Annotated in this window: 17 protein-coding genes; 16 read left to right on the forward strand and 1 reads right to left on the reverse strand. The window is 63.0% G+C overall.

The window, feature by feature from the left end:
- Positions 1 to 901 precede the first annotated feature (901 nt).
- The 15 genes from ACO1XS_RS09530 (at position 902) to ACO1XS_RS09600 (ending at position 14,111) form a co-directional block, all read left to right on the forward strand.
- The gene (locus ACO1XS_RS09530) at positions 902 to 1,072 is read left to right on the forward strand and encodes a Flp family type IVb pilin (protein WP_331566233.1); all 171 of its coding nucleotides are present in this window, start codon (positions 902 to 904) and stop codon (positions 1,070 to 1,072) included.
- Between the two features lie 95 nt (positions 1,073 to 1,167).
- Positions 1,168 to 1,374: a Flp family type IVb pilin gene (locus tag ACO1XS_RS09535; protein WP_331566235.1), complete on the forward strand. Its 207-nt coding sequence runs from the start codon at positions 1,168 to 1,170 to the stop codon at positions 1,372 to 1,374.
- Between the two features lie 38 nt (positions 1,375 to 1,412).
- Complete coding sequence (locus ACO1XS_RS09540) at positions 1,413 to 1,961, forward strand: A24 family peptidase (RefSeq protein WP_486390571.1); 549 nt, start codon at positions 1,413 to 1,415, stop codon at positions 1,959 to 1,961.
- Positions 1,962 to 2,085: 124 nt separating this feature from the next.
- The gene (locus ACO1XS_RS09545) at positions 2,086 to 3,504 is read left to right on the forward strand and encodes an ATP-binding protein (RefSeq protein ID WP_486390536.1); all 1,419 of its coding nucleotides are present in this window, start codon (positions 2,086 to 2,088) and stop codon (positions 3,502 to 3,504) included.
- Between the two features lie 21 nt (positions 3,505 to 3,525).
- Positions 3,526 to 4,362 carry a Flp pilus assembly protein CpaB gene (gene cpaB, locus ACO1XS_RS09550; RefSeq protein ID WP_331566239.1) on the forward strand — a complete coding sequence of 279 codons (837 nt, stop codon included), beginning with the start codon at positions 3,526 to 3,528 and terminating at the stop codon, positions 4,360 to 4,362.
- A gap of 108 nt (positions 4,363 to 4,470) precedes the next feature.
- On the forward strand, positions 4,471 to 6,426 hold the full coding sequence (locus ACO1XS_RS09555; protein ID WP_331566241.1) for a type II and III secretion system protein family protein: 1,956 nt from the start codon (positions 4,471 to 4,473) through the stop codon (positions 6,424 to 6,426).
- 39 nt (positions 6,427 to 6,465) lie between these two features.
- Positions 6,466 to 6,774 carry a hypothetical protein gene (locus tag ACO1XS_RS09560; RefSeq protein ID WP_331566243.1) on the forward strand — a complete coding sequence of 103 codons (309 nt, stop codon included), beginning with the start codon at positions 6,466 to 6,468 and terminating at the stop codon, positions 6,772 to 6,774.
- Between the two features lie 25 nt (positions 6,775 to 6,799).
- Positions 6,800 to 8,050, forward strand: coding sequence for a TadE/TadG family type IV pilus assembly protein (locus ACO1XS_RS09565; protein WP_331566245.1), 1,251 nt, complete (start codon positions 6,800 to 6,802; stop codon positions 8,048 to 8,050).
- Positions 8,051 to 8,061: 11 nt separating this feature from the next.
- Entirely contained in the window at positions 8,062 to 8,598 is a 537-nt protein-coding gene (locus ACO1XS_RS09570) for a TadE/TadG family type IV pilus assembly protein (protein WP_331566247.1), read from the forward strand.
- A complete protein-coding gene (locus ACO1XS_RS09575) occupies positions 8,595 to 9,059 on the forward strand; it encodes a TadE/TadG family type IV pilus assembly protein (protein ID WP_331566249.1) in 465 nt (154 codons plus the stop codon). The genes ACO1XS_RS09570 and ACO1XS_RS09575 overlap by 4 nt, the downstream gene beginning before the upstream one ends.
- Before the next feature lie 24 nt (positions 9,060 to 9,083).
- Complete coding sequence (locus ACO1XS_RS09580) at positions 9,084 to 10,292, forward strand: CpaE/TadZ family protein (RefSeq protein ID WP_331566251.1); 1,209 nt, start codon at positions 9,084 to 9,086, stop codon at positions 10,290 to 10,292.
- Positions 10,293 to 10,312: 20 nt separating this feature from the next.
- Positions 10,313 to 11,674 carry a TadA family conjugal transfer-associated ATPase gene (locus ACO1XS_RS09585; protein ID WP_331566253.1) on the forward strand — a complete coding sequence of 454 codons (1,362 nt, stop codon included), beginning with the start codon at positions 10,313 to 10,315 and terminating at the stop codon, positions 11,672 to 11,674.
- Positions 11,675 to 11,695: 21 nt separating this feature from the next.
- The gene (locus tag ACO1XS_RS09590) at positions 11,696 to 12,673 is read left to right on the forward strand and encodes a type II secretion system F family protein (RefSeq protein ID WP_331566255.1); all 978 of its coding nucleotides are present in this window, start codon (positions 11,696 to 11,698) and stop codon (positions 12,671 to 12,673) included.
- 47 nt (positions 12,674 to 12,720) lie between these two features.
- On the forward strand, positions 12,721 to 13,689 hold the full coding sequence (locus ACO1XS_RS09595; RefSeq protein ID WP_331566256.1) for a type II secretion system F family protein: 969 nt from the start codon (positions 12,721 to 12,723) through the stop codon (positions 13,687 to 13,689).
- 143 nt (positions 13,690 to 13,832) lie between these two features.
- Positions 13,833 to 14,111 carry a hypothetical protein gene (locus ACO1XS_RS09600; RefSeq protein ID WP_331566258.1) on the forward strand — a complete coding sequence of 93 codons (279 nt, stop codon included), beginning with the start codon at positions 13,833 to 13,835 and terminating at the stop codon, positions 14,109 to 14,111.
- 18 nt (positions 14,112 to 14,129) lie between these two features.
- Here the strand turns inward: ACO1XS_RS09600 and ACO1XS_RS09605 are convergent, their stop codons facing one another.
- Entirely contained in the window at positions 14,130 to 15,254 is a 1,125-nt protein-coding gene (locus ACO1XS_RS09605; protein ID WP_486390537.1) for a hypothetical protein, read from the reverse strand.
- A gap of 326 nt (positions 15,255 to 15,580) precedes the next feature.
- Here ACO1XS_RS09605 and ACO1XS_RS09610 point away from each other — a divergent pair, with 326 nt between their 5' ends.
- Positions 15,581 to 16,531: an ATP adenylyltransferase family protein gene (locus ACO1XS_RS09610; protein ID WP_331566262.1), complete on the forward strand. Its 951-nt coding sequence runs from the start codon at positions 15,581 to 15,583 to the stop codon at positions 16,529 to 16,531.
- Positions 16,532 to 16,536 lie beyond the last annotated feature (5 nt).

Consider the following 16,536-nt stretch of genomic DNA (forward strand, 5'->3'; position numbering starts at 1 on the left):
TTTCGAGGTCCGCTCAACACGCGTATCAAGGATGAAACGCTTCGGATCGAATGCACCCGTGAATTGAGGCCGCTTACCCGGCCCGGGCTACGAGATGTGCGACAAACACGACGCGTCCCGCAGGGCACACCAATCCCGGCTCGAGCGATATGCGGCGCGCGTTTGGTCGAATCGCACACATCGCGGAGCGCGCTGTCGGGCGTCTCACGCATGAGACATCTGGGGCGCCGCCGGCCTGTTCTCTCGTTCGCAGGAATCGTCCATCGCTTGACGGATAAGGCGATGACGCCCATTGGCATAGCGCTTGCGAAATGAGCCGCACGGAAATCGACGTCGCATGCCCGGCAAACGATCGGAGTTCCCTACGAGGATCGCTGGAAACGGGAAACGGGCATAGCGCAGGGGGGAACCTGAGTGTGTGCCGCCGCGAATCGCCGCATCGGCACATGCAAGGGAACAAGAATGCAGTCGATGAACCGTGGCGTCGTCATTCGTGACGACGTCTGCAAGGCAACGATAAGCCGGGGGGCTTAAGCATGAAAAACGATACTTGGATGCGGCATCTCGCGTGCCACAACACAGGACCGGCCACCGCGTCACGACCCGCTACGGGACGTGCATCGCGGTCTCGCCTGGCTCCCTTCCGTCAAGCCCCGACATTGAAACCGGCATCGCGTTTTGCGCGGGTACATCCGAGAGCCTCCGGGCTCTCGGGCGTACGCCTCTTGCACATCTAGTCGCTTCGGCAGAAACGCAACGTACCGGTTGCAAGGACGCCTTTTGCCATTTTTTGTTTCCGTGCAGTACCGGCAGTACCCGCAGTACCGGCAGTACCCGCAGTCCAGTCCCGAAACCACACGGCCAAGGGAATTTGTTTAGTCATCCTAAAGGAGATGTTCAAATGAAATTCATCATCGATCAAGCCAAGCGCTTTGCACGCGACGACGAGGGTGCAACGATGGTCGAGTACGGCCTCATGGTTGCGCTGATTGCGATCGTTTGTATCGGTGCAGTCACCACCATCGGCACGAACCTCGACCTCGTGTTCACCGATATCGGGTCTTCTCTCTGACGAGCGGTGCGCAGACGCGGGCGGTTCGATCCTTCGATTGGTCCGCGTCTATCCCGATTTGATGAGTTTGAAACATAAAGGGATGGGAGCCCGCCATGACTCCACGGATTGATTCGCTTCTGACACGTGTCGCCGGCTCGACCGCGGGCTTCGTCCGTGAGGACGAAGGCGCGACGATGGTCGAATACGGCCTCATGGTGTCGCTGATCGCGCTTGCGGCGTTTGCCTCGGTCGTCTACTTCGGCACGCAATTGCAAGCGCTGTACGACAACATCAGCAACGAAATTACTGCCGCGCTCTAAGTCAGCGCGGGTCATCGAACCCAGCCGAGGCCAGCATGATGCTCCCGACTCTTCCGCATCAACCGATTCCGCTTCTCGTCGCCGTCGTCGTCGTGGCAGCCGCGAGTACCGACATCGTCGCGCGCCGAATCCCAAACCCGCTGATTCTGCTGGGACTGTTTGCTTCGCTCGTCGTACACGGATGCCTCGACGGAATCGCCGCCGGCACCGGCAACTGGCTCGCGGGCGGCCTCACGGGATTCGGATTGCTGATCCCGCTCTATCTCGTTCGCGGTACGTCTGCGGGGGACGTGAAGCTCATGCTGATGGTCGGCACCTGGGTGGGCCCCGAGATGATCGTCGCGATCACGCTCGCCACCTTCGTGATCGGCGGCGTCTGGTCGATCGGCCTGGCGGTGCTGCGTCGCCGGACGCTGCAGTTGTATCTGAACCTCGCGGCCATTCTTGGAGGGGGCTTCGCTCCTGCGCGAGTCGCGCGAGCCGGTGCCGCTCTCGCGCCCGGACAGATGGCCTCGATCGGCTCGCTACCTTACGGCGTCGCAATCGCGGCCGGGACATTGGGGATGCTGTTCATCGCTACGGCATGACGCACAGGTGCAAACCATGGGCTTTTGGCGGATCAACGGGTTCTTGGGAAGTTCGAAATCAAGCGATCGAATCGATCGCCCTGCATACGGCGACACAGGCGTCGAGGCAGGCAGGAGACGAAACATGAGCGACTTCAATGTCGAAGAGCAAGACGAGGTGCAGGTGACCAACGCGTTGCGTGCACTCTCGGCGCGGAAAGCAGACGACACCGCACATGCGCTGCCGCGGGCTCCACGCTCGATTGCCGACACCGGGTTGCCCCCGATTTTCGTCGGCAGGCTCGTTCTCAAGTCGACGATGCTGAACGGCAATTCGAGTTTTGCGGATCTCTCCCGGCGTCATTGCCTTCCCGTCCCCGTTCTGGAGGACGTTCTCGCGTTTCTGGTTCGGGAACACCTCGCCGAGATCACGCATCGAGGCGCGACCGACATCGATGTCCAGTTTCGTCTCACCGACGCCGGTCGAAGCGTCGCCGCCGACGAGCTCGCGCGATGCTCGTACTGCGGCCCAGCCCCTGTCGCCTACGAGCAGTATGTCGAAGCGGTACGTGCGCACGCGATTCGCAACCAGCATGTCAGCCGCGACTACGTACGCGCAGCGTTTGCCGACGTCAGCGTCGAGCCCTCGCTGCTCGATGCCGCCGGCGCCTCGCTCAATGCAGGCCGCCCGCTCATGCTCTACGGCCCGGCCGGCAGCGGCAAGACGTACATCGCCGAGCGCCTGGGCAAGTTGCTGCAAGGTGACGTGCCGATTCCCTATGCAATCTATGTCAGTGGCGAAATCATTCAGCTCTACGACCCGCTGCTGCATCACGACGCTCCTTTGCAGTCGTACGGGCTAGCTGGGGACAAGCGCTGGCGCCTCTGTCAGCGCCCCGTTGTCATTTCGGGCGGCGAATTGACGCTCGACGGCCTCGATCTGCGCTTCGACGCCTCTGCCGGCTTCTATCAGGCGCCACCGCACCTGAAGGCGAACATGGGCCTTTACATCGTCGACGATCTGGGCCGCCAGCGCGTCGCCGCGCAGGATCTGCTCAACCGCTGGATCATGCCGCTCGATCGCGGAGTCGACCTCTTCACGCTGCATTCGGGAATGCGCTTTTCGGCGCCGTTCGAGGTCTGGCCCGTGTTCTCGACCAACCTCGATCCGGCCGACATCGGCGACGAAGCGTTCCTGCGCCGGCTCGGCTCGAAGCTCCATATGGGACCGATGTCGCTCGAGAACTATCGAGCCGTGTTCGAAGGATGCTGCCTCACCTACGGTCTCTCGAGCTCGCATGCCGCCTTCGACTATCTGATCTGCACTTTGCACGAAACGAGCGGCAAGCCGCTTCTCGCCTGCTACCCGCGGGATTTGCTGAGCCTCGTCAGCGCGTCGGCCCGGTATTGCGACGCACCGCTCGAGGCGACCCCCGAAGGATTGCTCGAAGCATGGCACAGCTATTTCGGCTCGAACGCCGGAATCGATCGCAGCCATCCGCCCCTACCCGCGACTCCGGCCACGGGCAAACGGCATGCCGCCGGCCAAGCGGCCGACATTTGACGAATCGTTAGGAGTCCTTTCATGAAAAACTCGCGCGCTCTCATCATGTTGGCGATAGCCATGCTGGCCGGCTTGGCCGCCGTCGTGTTCGCCTCCCGTTGGCTCATCCATACCTCGTCGAGCTCGGTGAGGCCCGTGGCAGTCGCCATCGACGATATCAACCTCGGTCAGCCACTGAACACCAATCTGATTCGTATCGTCAACTGGCCAAGCAGCAGTGTGCCGCCTGGCACGTTCCAGGACGTCAAATCACTCGAGGGACGCGTCGTCCGCTCGAGCCTCACGCGCGGCGAGCCTGTGCTGGAGTCGAAGCTCTCGCCCGTCGGCACGAAGGGCGGTCTCTCCGCCGTCATCAACAAGGGCGACCGCGCGATCACCGTGCGCGTCAACGACGTGATCGGCGTTGCGGGATTTGCATTGCCCGGCAACTACGTCGACGTGATCGTGAACACGCAAGAGCCCGGCGGCACCAACGATCAACGCAGCATTTCGAAGATCGTGCTCGAAAAGATTCTGGTGCTCGCGGTCGCGCAACAGGTGAGCCGCGATGACACGCAGCCGAAAGTCGTCAACGCGGTGACGCTCGAAGTGACGCCCGAGCAGGCGGAAAAACTCGACCTCGCTCGAAGCGTCGGCACGCTTTCGCTCGTGCTGCGCAGCCAGATCGACAGCGACACGCTGCTGACGAAAGGCGCGACGAAGAGCACGTTGCTCGGCACACCGGCTGCGACGGTCGCAGCATCGGCGCCCGCACCGGCCAAACCCGCTCGCGTGCACTACAAGACAGCGGCCGCGCCGGTCAAGCGCGACTGTGTCGGCGTGCTGTCGGGCATTTCGGGCGGCGTCGAATGCTTCTAGTGTCGAGGGGCGCGCGTGAGGATCGGCACGCACCGCCCGGGACCCAAAACGACACGTAAAAAGCGGAACTCACGAGGTACAGGCATCACAACCGGGGGGCATCACCAAATGAACACGAAACTGAAACACTCGGCAGCCCACCTGCCGCGGCGCTGCAAGATGAGCAGCGCGATCCTGGCAGCACTGCTGGGTGCAGGCCTTGGCATTGCCGCTGCGCAAGCCGCGGCGGCACAGCCGAATTCGAACAGACAGCAGGCAGTGCCTGGTGCGCCGATGCAGATGACCATCAGCATGGCGCCGGTGCCGGCCGCCGGCGCCGCCGGCACTGCGGCAGCTGCCGCGCAACCCTTGCGCGGCCCGAACTGCAAGGGCGATATCGCCAACCAGACGAATGTCTCGGTGGCGGTCGGCAAATCCACGCTCGTTCCCCTCGCCGAGCCCGCCCGCAACCGCTCTCTCGGCAACCCGGGCGTCGTCATGGCAACGCTCGTCTCGCCGCGCACGCTCTATCTCGTCGGCATGTCCGTCGGCACGACGAACATGATCGTCCAAGGCGCGAGCGGCGCCTGCCAGATGATCGACGTGTCAGTCGGCGTGGATGCGGCGGGCCTGCAGCAATCGCTCGCGCAGTTGCTGCCGGGCGAGCGCGGCATTCGCGTGTCGACGGCAGCGGGCAACCTCGTTCTTGCGGGCAATGTCTCGAGCGCCACGGCCGCGCAGCAGGCGACGGAAATCGCGCGCGCCTATGCCAACGCGCAGCCGTCCGAGCAAACCCAGTCCACCTCGAACGCAGTTGGCAACGGTATGTCGGGCGGGAACTCCCAGGTTTCCAGCTCCGGCAACTCGTCCGGCATCATCAATATGATGACGCTCGATTCGCCGCAGCAGGTCATGCTCGAGGTGAAGGTCGCGGAAGTATCGAAGACCGTCATGGATCAGCTCGGCTCGGCGCTGAACCTCCAAGGCGGTTTCGGGTCGTGGACGGGGGCGTTGGTGACGAGCCTGCTTCAAGGCGTGAACACCATCGTAGCGGCCAGCAAATCGAACAGATTGCCGTTCAAGGTCGCCGTGGACGCGCAAAAGAGCGATCAGCTCACGAAGATTCTTGCCGAACCGAATCTCGTGACCATCAGCGGTCAGGAAGCTTCATTCCTGGCCGGCGGCAAGGTCTTCATCCCGGTGCCGCAAACCAATGTCGGAAACGTGACTACCGTCACGCTGCAGGAAGAAGAGTTTGGCGTCGGGCTGAAGTTTACGCCAACCGTGCTCGGCAACGGCCGCATCAATCTGAAGGTCGCGCCCGAGGTTTCGGAGCTTTCACCCACGGGCGTCGCCGTCAGCGCCACGGGCGTCAGCACATCAGCGATTCTGCCGCTGATCACGACACGGCGCGCATCGACAACGGTCCAGATGAACGATGGTGAATCGTTCGCGATCGGCGGCCTCATCAGCAACAACGTCACGGGTGCGCTAAAGGCGTTCCCGGGCCTCGGCGAGGTGCCCGTCATCGGCGCGCTGATGCGCAGCACGGATTTCCAGCAAGACCGGACCGAACTCGTGTTCATCATCACACCACACCTCGTGAAACCGCTGCCGGCCGGCCGATATCCGTTGCCGACCGATAGCTTCACTCAACCGAAGGACATCGACGTCTACGCCACCGGCAACATGGAAGGCCGCGGCGCAGCGAAGGCCACGCAGCCGGCGACGGCGACACCGTCCGCTGCGAATACGCCCGCGCAGCCGAGCCTGCCCGCAGCCCCGCCCGCGTCGCAGACGAGCGAGCCGGCTACCGCGCCTGCGCCGCGCAAGCCCGCCCCGCAGGCCGCCCCGGTCGAGACGACTTCAGTGCCGCACGATGCCCCTGCGCCTGTCTCCACGATGCCGGTCGCCGCAACGGAGATCGCCACGGAGCAGATAGCCGCGGAGCCGACGCACGCACCGGCAGAGCGCGAGCGGGCGGCACGCGTAGCTCGAATCGAAGCCGCGGCGGCGCGCATCGCGGCTCATGACAAGCAGGCGCTCGCGATGTCGAGCACGTCGAAAAGCCCGGTGCGGCACTGATGCGATATCAACGTACGAAAGTACGAAGGGGAAAATCTCATGAAACGCGATTACGTTACTTCGTTGCGCCGTGTGCTTGCCATCGCGCCGGTCTTCGCGGCGCTCGGCGGGTGCATGACGAGCACGCCAATCTGGGATGCGCATTTCGGCGAAGCGGCCCGCTCCGTCGTCCAGGCGCAGATCATCGATCCGCAAGCGGCCGAGCATAACCCGTCGGCACAGGGTGTCGACGGCAGCGCCGCGGTGTCCGCAATGCGCCGCTACGACAAATCGTTCAGCCCCGCCCAGCAGCAGTCGGGGAACCCGTTCGTCATCGGCATAGGCGCCGGCGGCGGAAGCAATCAATGACACAGCACCTGCGCGGGAGACGATCATGAATTGCAATGGCCAAACGGGGATGCGCGGCGCGGCGAGACGAAAGGAGCGCGGTGCCGTCGCAATCATGGTCGCCCTCGCGCTCGTCGCGCTCATCGGGTTCGTCGGGCTCGCGCTCGATCTCGGCAAGCTTTACGTCGTCAAAAGCGAGCTGCAAAACAGTGCGGATTCGTGTGCACTCGCAGCTGCTCGCGAACTGACCGGCGCAACGATCGACCTGTCCGTGCCGGAAGCGGCCGGCATCTCCGCTGGCCACTATAACTACGCCTTTTTCCAGAAAAATCCCGTTCAGTTGTCGGTCGACAGCAACGTGACGTTCAGCGATTCGCTGAGCAACCCGTTCTTGACGAAGAGCTCCGTTTCCAATCCGGGCACGGTGAAGTTCGTCAAGTGCACGACCGAGCTCACGAATATATCGAACTGGTTCATCGAGGTGCTCGATGTGCTGCCTGGTGTGTCGATCGCGAATGCAGACGTGTCGGCGTTCGCGGTCGCGACGATCAGCCCCGCCCAGACGACCTGCGCGATCCCGGTGTTCGTTTGCAAGGCAGGCACGCAAGTGAACCCGCCCCTTGCCGGACAGAGCTACTCGGTTGGACAATGGATCGAATCCAAGATCGGCTCGCCCCCCGGCTATGGCGCAGGCAACTTCGGGTGGGCAGCACTCGACGGTAGCACCAACGCGGTTTCGATCCGAAACGAGTTGACCTCGAACTACTGCAGCCTGCCCGCCACCGGGTCGTCCGTCGGCTCGCCCGGTAACAAGCTGACCGACGACGGGGCGTGGAACAGCCGCTTCGGCATCTACCAGAACCCCTACAAGCAGGCGAGTGCAACACCGGACTTCACGGGCTTCGCCTACACGGCCACGACCTGGCCAACGAAATTCTACGCATATCCCGACTTCGTCAAGCAGCGCGCAAAGTTCTCGGCCTATCAAGGCGATGGCACCACGGGGCTCAAAACAGCGGGTTCGTCGTCGACAACCGCCTATACGGCGGGCGCGGATCGACGGCTGGCCCTCGCACCCGAGGTGGACTGCACGCAATTGCTGAGCAGCCACAAGGCTCCGATTCTCTGGTGGGACTGCGTCCTGATGCTCGATCCGATGGAAAGCGGCGGCGGCGCAGGGCCCGTTCACCTCGAATACGAGGGTAAATCGACAGACGCGAGCGTGCCATGCGCGACCCATGGCGTCCCCGGCAACAGCAATTCCGTCGGGCCTCTCGTTCCCGTGCTCGTGCAATGAGCGAGGCAGCCATGAAAGCACGCCAGTTCAAACAGAGATCCCGCAAGCGTACCCGCGGCGCGGCCATGGTCGAGTTCGCCATCGTCCTGATTCCACTCATCGTATTGGCGATGGGCGTGGCGGAGTTCGGCCACGCAATCTGGCAATACGATGCACTGACCAAGGGTACCCGAGACGCGGCGCGCTATCTGTCGACCTATCTGCCAACCGATCCCAGCTACCCGATCTCGGAGGCGAAGTGCCTCGTCGTCTATGGCAGTACGACATGCGGAGGGACACCGCTCGTCAGTGGCCTCACAACCGCGATGGTCACCATTTGCGATGCCAGCAGCTCGGCGGGATGCACCGATTCGACCGACCCCACATCGTTTTCGAACGTGCCCACCTACGACACGAACAACGGCGCGGCGGGCGGCGTGCAATCGGGCAGCATCAGCCTGGTCGAGGTGAAGATCGCGGGCTTCCCGTACACCCCGATCGAGCCGTACTTCAAGCTCGGGACCTTCAACTTCGACAACATATTCACCGTCATGAGGCAGGTGTCATGAACGCGCGCGCTTATCCCCTTGCTGCGTCGCGCCGCCGGCAGCGCGGTGCCGCGATCGTCGAATTCGGCATCGTCGCGGCGGTGTTCTGCACACTGCTCATCGGCATCTTCGAGTTCGCCCGCGTGCTCTATTACTGGAACACGGCCAGCGAGGCGGTACGCCTCGGTGCGAGGACCGCAGTCGTCTGCGATGCCGACGCGACCGTCGTCAAGCAGCGCATCAAGAAGCTGCTGCCGCTGCTTGCCGCCGCGAACGTCGATCTCGCGTATACCCCGTCAGGCTGCGACTCCGACGCGGACACCGCGCGCAACAGTTGCACTTTCGTCACGGTCAGCGTCACCAATGTCAGCGTGCAAACCATGATTCCGTTCATTCCGCTCACGCTCACCATGCCACCGCTCACCACCACGTTGCCACGCGAAAGCCTCGCCACCTCGACGGGCGGCACGGTTTGCCAATAACCCCTGACAGCTTTTCACACGATCATGATCGACATACTCAGCATTTCGAAAGACGCCTCGCGCCTCACAGAGATCGTGAGGCTGATCGGCACATGTGGCAACTATCGCACCACGCGGACCGTCGGCAGCCCTTCTCAGCTGGCACAGCGAGGCGATGGCCTCGACGCGTTCGATGTCCTCATCGTCGATGCCATCTCCCTCGATGACGCGGAGCTTGCCGTCATCGCCGAACTCAACCAACGCCACGACCGGCTCACCTGCGTGCTGCTGACGCCCGACGCATCGCCGCAGACGCTGATCGCCGCCATGCGGGCCGGATTCCGCGATGTGCTCGGCTGGCCGCTCGATCAGCACTCGCTCAGCGAGGCTCTGCTGCGCGCCGAGAGCAAGCGCTCGCTCAGCGGAGGCCGTGAAACGCGCATCGTGTCGTTCATCGCCTCCAAGGGAGGCAACGGCACGACGCTGATCGCGAGCAACGTGGCCCATGCAATCTCCACGAGCCGGCAAAAACGTGTTCTCTTGATCGATCTCGACCAGCTTTACGGCGATGCGGCATTTCTCGTGACGAGCGAAACACCACCGTCCACGTTGCCGCAGATGTGCGACCAGATCGAGCGGATGGACTCGGCGTTTCTCGATGCGAGCCTGTTGCGCGTGAGCGAGACGTTTCACGTGCTGGCCGGTGCGGGCGACCCCGTGAAAGCGGGCGAGCTGCACCATGAACAGCTGGAATGGCTTCTCGGCATCGCGGTCCCGCGCTACGACTTCGTCATCTTCGATCTGGGGCAATTGGTGAACCCCCTGTCGATGCTCGCGCTCGACAAAAGCGACGAAATCCACATGGTGCTCCAACCTGGAATGCCCCACGTACGCGCCGGCAGACGTCTGCGCGAAATCCTGGGCTCGCTCGGCTATGGGTCCGACAGCCTGCGCCTGCTGCTGAACCGCCACACGCGCGATGCAGAGCGCGCACGCGCAACGCTCGAGGAGGTACTCGACATGTCGCCCTATCAGGTGCTGCCCGAGGACGCCGACGTCGTTCGCGCAGCGCTCGAAGAAGGCGTACCCGTTTCAAGCGTCAAGCGTTCGAGCGGCATCGCGCGCGCCCTGCAGCAACTGGCCGACAACATCGTCGATCGCGTACCTGCAGCCGCGCGCGGGCGTGCGCGCACCGAAGCACGTCCGCTGCGCCTTTTCGGGCGTAGCGTCGCGCCGAAGCTCAAGACCATGTAAGCAAGGATGGGGAGAGGATCATGTCGTTACGTGAGCAGATATCCGGGCAATTCGTAAAATCGTTCGGCGAACGCAACGGTGCGCCGGGAAACAGTATGGCCCGGTCCGCCTATCAGACTCTCAAACGCGACGTGCACCACGCGGTGCTCGATCGCGTCGAACTGGAGCGGCTCTCGCGCATGCCGACCGAACAGGTGCGCGACGAGATCGGCGCACTGATCGCTCGGATACTGGACGAGGAACGCGTGCCGGCCAACGACCAGGAGCGCAAGCAGCTCATCGTCGACGTCTATGACGAGATGTTCGGCTTCGGCCCTCTGGAAGCATTGCTGCGCGATCCGACCATCTCCGACATTCTCGTCAATACGTCCCGACAGACCTACATCGAGCGCAAGGGGAAGCTCGAACTGACCGACGTGACGTTCTATGACGACGCTCACCTGATGAAGGTGATCGAAAAGATCGTTTCTCGCGTGGGCCGGCGTATCGACGAATCGAGCCCGATGGTCGATGCCCGGCTGCCGGACGGCTCGCGCGTCAACGCGATCATCCCCCCCTCGGCTATCGACGGCCCTCTGGTCTCGATCCGCCGCTTTTCGGTCAATCCGCTTAAAATCTCGGACTTGGTCGACCTGCAAACGCTCACGCCGCCAATGGCCGAGCTGCTCGACGCACTCGCACGCGCAAAGGTCAACATCCTCGTCTCCGGCGGCACCGGCAGCGGTAAAACAACGCTGCTCAACATCCTGTCCGGATTCATTCCCGAAGACGAGCGCATCGTCACGATCGAAGACGCCGCCGAATTGCAGTTGCGGCAACCGCATGTGCTGCGGCTCGAAACGCGGCCGCCGAACATCGAGGGACGAGGCGAAATCACGCAACGCACACTGGTGCGCAATGCACTGCGCATGCGTCCCGATCGCATCATCCTCGGCGAGGTGCGCGGCGCGGAAGCGCTCGACATGCTCGCCGCAATGAACACCGGTCACGAGGGTTCTCTTGCGACGATCCACGCGAACACGCCTCGCGACGCGCTGACCCGGCTCGAAAACATGATCAGCATGGCCGGCATGGGATTGCCGCCGAAAACGATGCGCCAGCAGGTCGCCTCCGCGATTTCCGTCGTCATTCAGGCCACGCGGCTGACCGATGGCCGGCGCAAGATCGTCAGCATTCAGGAACTGACGGGGATGGAGGGCGAAATCATCAATATGCAGGAGATTTTCGCGTTCAAGCGCTCCGGGGTCGACAAGAACGGTTCGGTGCGTGGCTGCTTCTGCGCGACCGGTGTGCGGCCCAAGTTTGCCGAGCGGCTGCAGGCGTTCGGCATCCACTTGCCAGACGAGCTCTACGATCCGTCCCGCCGCTACGAGACGACCTGACCCGCGCCCAAGGAGGCCGATATGGACTCGATTTTCTACGCGTTTATCGTCTTGCTCTTCGTAGCCGTCGTGCTCGCGCTCGAAGGCGGTTACCTATGGTGGAACAGCCGCCATGGAGCTGCTGCGCTACGCATTGAAGCCCGCATCCGCTCGCTCTCGGCCGGCGGACAGGTTCAAAAAGAACGCCTGACGATCCTCAAGGACCGGATGCTGCGCGAATCGAACGCGCTCGAAAAGCTTCTCGCGCAGTTGCCTCGCATGCAGACGCTCGATCTATTCATCCATCAATCGGGCATGAGTTGGTCGTCCTCACGGCTCATCGCAACCAGTGCGGCCTTGCCGGTCGTCGTGTTGGTCGTCGGCTTGGTTCTGCCGGTGCCCGTTCTCCTGGTTCCGCTGGTTGCGCTGGCAACGGGCGCACTGCCCTACCTCCAGGTGCGCCGCCGCCGAGCGAAGCGGCTCGCGAAGATCGAGAAGCAGTTGCCTGATGCTGCCGATGCGATCAGCCGCGCGCTGCGCGCCGGCCACTCGTTTCCAAGCGCAATCGACATGGTGGCCACGGAATTCGCCGAACCCGCCGCCGGAGAATTCCGCCTTATGTTCGATGAAATCAACTACGGGGTTCCGCTCAACGATGCCTTGCTGAACCTCGCCAACCGGGTTCCCATACGGGACCTGCGCTACTTCGTGATCGCCGTGCTGATCCAGCGCGAAACGGGCGGCAATCTCGCCGAGGTGCTCGACGGCATCGCGTTTCTGATCCGCGAGCGGTTCAAGCTCTTCGACAAGGTCCGTGTGCTGGCCGCCGAAGGCAAGCTATCGGCATGGGTGCTCGGCTTGCTGCCGTTCATCACAGCCGGCGCGATGTCGGTCCTCAATCGTGCGTTTCTCGAGGTCTTATGGACCGATCCCGCGGGGTTCAAGGTGCTCGGCGTGATGGCCTTTTTGATGGTGGCCGGCATCTATTCGATGCGCCGCATCATTCGCATCCGCGTATGACATCCGCGCCCATGGGGCGCGGTCGATGACAGCAAGGAGGATCCATCGTGCAATCGCCCAACTCCATCAACATACTGCTTTTTATCGGCCTCTTTGCGTTCGTGTCCGCGGGCGTGCTAGGCGCCATGCTGATCATGTCGCCGCGCGACATGAAAAAGCGCATCGAGCAGGCTGGGGGCCTCGCGCCGTCGGGCCTGTCGGCTCCCGGGGAGACGACCACCGGTGTCTGGTTGCAAAAGATCGCCGATATCTCTCAGCCGATCGCCAGGCTCTCGACTCCCAAGGAAGGGTGGGAAAATTCCGCCCTGCGCGTGCTCCTGATGAATGCAGGCTGGCGCTCGCCCAATGCCTCGGCCATTTACTTCGCGGCGAAAACAGCGCTTGCGCTACTGCTGCCGCTGACCGCGCTGCCGTGGCTCGCCCGCACGTCGCTCGCGGCTACGCCGATGGAAATGGCAGGCGTGCTCGTCGTACTGGGCGCCTGCGGCAACTATTTGCCGAATACGATCCTCAGGCGGCGCGTGAAATTGCGCAAGCGCACGATCTTCGAGGACTTTCCCGATGCGCTCGATCTGCTGACAGTCTGCATCGAAGCCGGTCTCAGTCTCGATGCGGGGCTCATGAAGGTCTGCGAGGAAATCAAGATACGCAGTGTCGTCGTCGCGAGCGAACTCGAACTGATGCTGCTCGAAATGCGCTCGGGATTCACGCGAGAAAAGGCGTTGCGTAATCTGGCACTGCGCACCGGTGTCGACGATATCGATTCATTCGCGACGATGCTGATCCAGGCCGAACGTTTCGGCACGAGCATCGCGGATTCGCTGCGCGTACTCTCGGACACGCTGCGCACGCGCAGGCGCATGCGCGCCGAAGAGCAAGCTGCCAAAATCGCACTGAAGCTCCTGCTCCCGCTCGCGTTCTGCATCTTCCCGGCGTTGCTGACTGTATTGCTGGGACCCGCGTTCATTCACGTCTATCGGGTTCTCCTGCCGACCATGACGGGCTCGGGCGGTTGAACCGAAAGCACGAACAGCAACCCTGAAACCGCAAGCGCTGACGCCGAGCCGCCAAAGCGCCCCCCCCTCGAAACGACTTGGCCCTTCGCCGCACGACATGGTAAATAAACATTCGACCCATGCGTGCACCGAAGGAGCCAGCCGTGATCCGTAAAACCCTCAATGCTTCCCGCTTGCGGGATGAGGTATCCCGTCGGATCCACCGCATCCACGAACTGGTGGAGGACGGCGTCAAGATAAGCGTGCCCCGGCCGCAAAAACAAGAGCCCGATGCTTCAGGCTGCAATTGGACGATGAAGCATTTCGGCAATGCGGTGGGTTACGAACGGTTCGTCGCCGAGGTGCTGAAAGCAGTCCGCGCCGAATACAACCTCTCCGACGACAGCGAGGCGAAAGACGTCCGCGATCCTTTCGGCGGTTAGCCCGCGCCGGCCGGCGATCTAACGGCCGCTTGCCCGACCGGACTCCGCTTGCAGGTTGCGCGTTCTCGAAGCATCGCCTTCGCCGGGGATGATTGCGGCCGCGTCGCGCGCGTCGCGCACCTGGCGCGGCTGTTCGCCAATATCGGGAGCCGGCGTCCGCATGAACGCCTGCACAAGCAGCTTCGCCGCGGCGCGGATCTGCCCGAGGCGGTGCCGATACGAAAGCGCGCGCCATAAGCGGGCCGGATCGAATTCGGCATAGCGCGCCTCGCGTTCGATGAGCGCCTTACTGCCGGGCAGGTGCAGGAATTCGCACCGGCTGAACCAATTGAGATTACGGTGTGTATTGCCCGGCCAATGGCGGCCCACCGCCTGATAGGCTCCGACTTCCACGACCGATTGCCCCTGCTCCACGAGCAGGCAAAGCGCCGCCGAAATGAACGCTTCGTCGCCGTGATGATTGAGGTGGCCGATTTCGTCGATATAACGGCGGAAACAAGGCCTCGCCTGATCGACGAGGCGCTGGAGGAATGTCGCGGTACACAGTAAAAACTCGCCGCCGTACCAGCGCGGATTGACCAGGGACCGCCCGGCCGCAATTTCCAGATCGGCAATGACGCGCGGACTGCCGTACGCTGGAAACACCTGATCCGAAATATCGAAGACCCCCGCGCCGAGCGTCGCCGCACGGTCGACGATCCCGCGCCCAAGCGGGCGCAACGCCACCATGTCGGTATCGAGCAATAAAAACAGCGCGTCGCGCGGCATGCGCTTCGCCACTTGCGCCATCAAATCGAGTTTGAAATGCGCCGCATAAAACGGCGTGGTCTTGGGCAGAGCCGTATGTGTCGTCTCGAGCTCGTGCACGACTGGCCGAGCGTTCTCGGGCACCGCGGCAAGAACGCTGTGAACCGTATCGACGGCGTTCGTATAGATATTGAGCCGGGGCATGCCAGCGCGCAGCAGCGACCTGTTCAGGCACACGGCCTGCCGCACATACGAAGTAGGATCCTTGCCCCGCCAGTTAGGGCTCGCGGCTGCCCCGCCGTCGAGATAGACGAGCGAGCACGGCATGATGTGCCGGGATGCTGTGCGCTGCAAATCCGCCAAGCGCCAAGGATCAGAGATGTGTCGTCTCGTCATTTGCGGTATCCGCCGCCCTGAATCACGACCCCCAACGCAATCCCCGTGCCCGCCAGCGGCGGTACATGTGCGTCGAGCGGCGCGGCCCCGTCCCGGATTCGTCGATCCGGCTCCGGTGGCAATGCGGGCTCTCTTTGGTTGGTCTCACGATTATCCTCACTATTACCTTGCCGTTTTCGCCATGTTGGCGTCAGCGTGCGCCCAACGATGTGAGCCATCGAACGCTTTCACGCCGATATCCGCGTTTCATCGTTCGAATCGCGGCCTCGGGGCAATTTGCGCCACAATGACGAGACCGGCACAATGCCTTTTGTCCCTTTTCCGCCATGCCGCTCTCCGCGTTCATACCGTTTACGCCTGGCACCCTTTGGCGTTCCATAGTGCGCCGATCGAAACATGCCATCGAGTCGGGCGCGCTGCATTCGATCGATACCGTCGCGACGACCATCGAAGCTCGCGGCGTGCGCTTCGTGATACGGCAAGTGTCGAGCCTAGCGCGTAAGGCGAGCGAACGCCGTCGCCAAGGCAAGCAAGACGAGCGAGGCGAACGTGAGACCCCTTCGGCCGATCCGTTCCTCCCCTACGATCCGGATCTATTTGTGGCCGATGTGTCGCCAACCCATGTCGCGCTGCTGAACAAATTCAATATCGTCGAGCACCACCTCGTGATTCCCACGCGTGCCTTCGAGGAGCAGGAGAACCTGCTCGGCTTGGCCGATTTCGAAGCGTGGTGTGCCTGCCTCGCCGAATTCGACGGCCTCGGCTTCTATAACGGCGGGGACGCAGCCGGAGCAAGTCAGCGGCACAAGCATATGCAGATCCTGCCGTTGCCGCTCGGCCTGGACGGCACGGGCGTCCCGATCGAAACGCTTTTTCCCGATGCGCAGCAGGGCGAGCAGGCCAGTACGCTGCCGCAGTTGCCCTTCGAGCATGCATTCACCTGGCTTACGCCCTCGGCGCCCGAGCGCGCCGCACGGGTGGCGTTCGAGCGCTACGAAGCACTGCTGGACGCGCTCGACCTCGGTGTCGAGCGCCACGACGCGTCGGCTTGTCCGCCACAGCGCGCGCCCTACAGCCTGCTGTTCACCCCGCGCTGGATGCTGCTCGTGCCGCGGACGACGGAATGCGTCGAAGGCATTTCGATCAATGCGCTGGGCTTTGCCGGGTCGCTCGTGGTACGCGATGCCGCACAAATGGAGACGATCCGGCAGCTCGGCCCGTTCGAAGTGCTGCGCCGCGTCGCGCGCGAACCTGGCTCCGGTGTGTCGTCGGAATGAACGTA

This window comes from Trinickia sp., assembly GCF_057351765.1.

What these genes read in the sequence shown, in the direction of transcription:
- ACO1XS_RS09530 (WP_331566233.1), top strand. Translation starts at nt 902, where the DNA reads ATGAAATTCATCATCGATCAAGCCAAGCGCTTTGCACGCGACGACGAG.
- ACO1XS_RS09535 (WP_331566235.1), top strand. Translation starts at nt 1,168, where the DNA reads ATGACTCCACGGATTGATTCGCTTCTGACACGTGTCGCCGGCTCGACC.
- ACO1XS_RS09540 (WP_486390571.1), top strand. Translation starts at nt 1,413, where the DNA reads ATGCTCCCGACTCTTCCGCATCAACCGATTCCGCTTCTCGTCGCCGTC.
- ACO1XS_RS09545 (WP_486390536.1), top strand. Translation starts at nt 2,086, where the DNA reads ATGAGCGACTTCAATGTCGAAGAGCAAGACGAGGTGCAGGTGACCAAC.
- cpaB (WP_331566239.1), top strand. Translation starts at nt 3,526, where the DNA reads ATGAAAAACTCGCGCGCTCTCATCATGTTGGCGATAGCCATGCTGGCC.
- ACO1XS_RS09555 (WP_331566241.1), top strand. Translation starts at nt 4,471, where the DNA reads ATGAACACGAAACTGAAACACTCGGCAGCCCACCTGCCGCGGCGCTGC.
- ACO1XS_RS09560 (WP_331566243.1), top strand. Translation starts at nt 6,466, where the DNA reads ATGAAACGCGATTACGTTACTTCGTTGCGCCGTGTGCTTGCCATCGCG.
- ACO1XS_RS09565 (WP_331566245.1), top strand. Translation starts at nt 6,800, where the DNA reads ATGAATTGCAATGGCCAAACGGGGATGCGCGGCGCGGCGAGACGAAAG.
- ACO1XS_RS09570 (WP_331566247.1), top strand. Translation starts at nt 8,062, where the DNA reads ATGAAAGCACGCCAGTTCAAACAGAGATCCCGCAAGCGTACCCGCGGC.
- ACO1XS_RS09575 (WP_331566249.1), top strand. Translation starts at nt 8,595, where the DNA reads ATGAACGCGCGCGCTTATCCCCTTGCTGCGTCGCGCCGCCGGCAGCGC.
- ACO1XS_RS09580 (WP_331566251.1), top strand. Translation starts at nt 9,084, where the DNA reads ATGATCGACATACTCAGCATTTCGAAAGACGCCTCGCGCCTCACAGAG.
- ACO1XS_RS09585 (WP_331566253.1), top strand. Translation starts at nt 10,313, where the DNA reads ATGTCGTTACGTGAGCAGATATCCGGGCAATTCGTAAAATCGTTCGGC.
- ACO1XS_RS09590 (WP_331566255.1), top strand. Translation starts at nt 11,696, where the DNA reads ATGGACTCGATTTTCTACGCGTTTATCGTCTTGCTCTTCGTAGCCGTC.
- ACO1XS_RS09605 (WP_486390537.1), bottom strand. Translation starts at nt 15,254, where the DNA reads ATGACGAGACGACACATCTCTGATCCTTGGCGCTTGGCGGATTTGCAG.
- ACO1XS_RS09610 (WP_331566262.1), top strand. Translation starts at nt 15,581, where the DNA reads ATGCCGCTCTCCGCGTTCATACCGTTTACGCCTGGCACCCTTTGGCGT.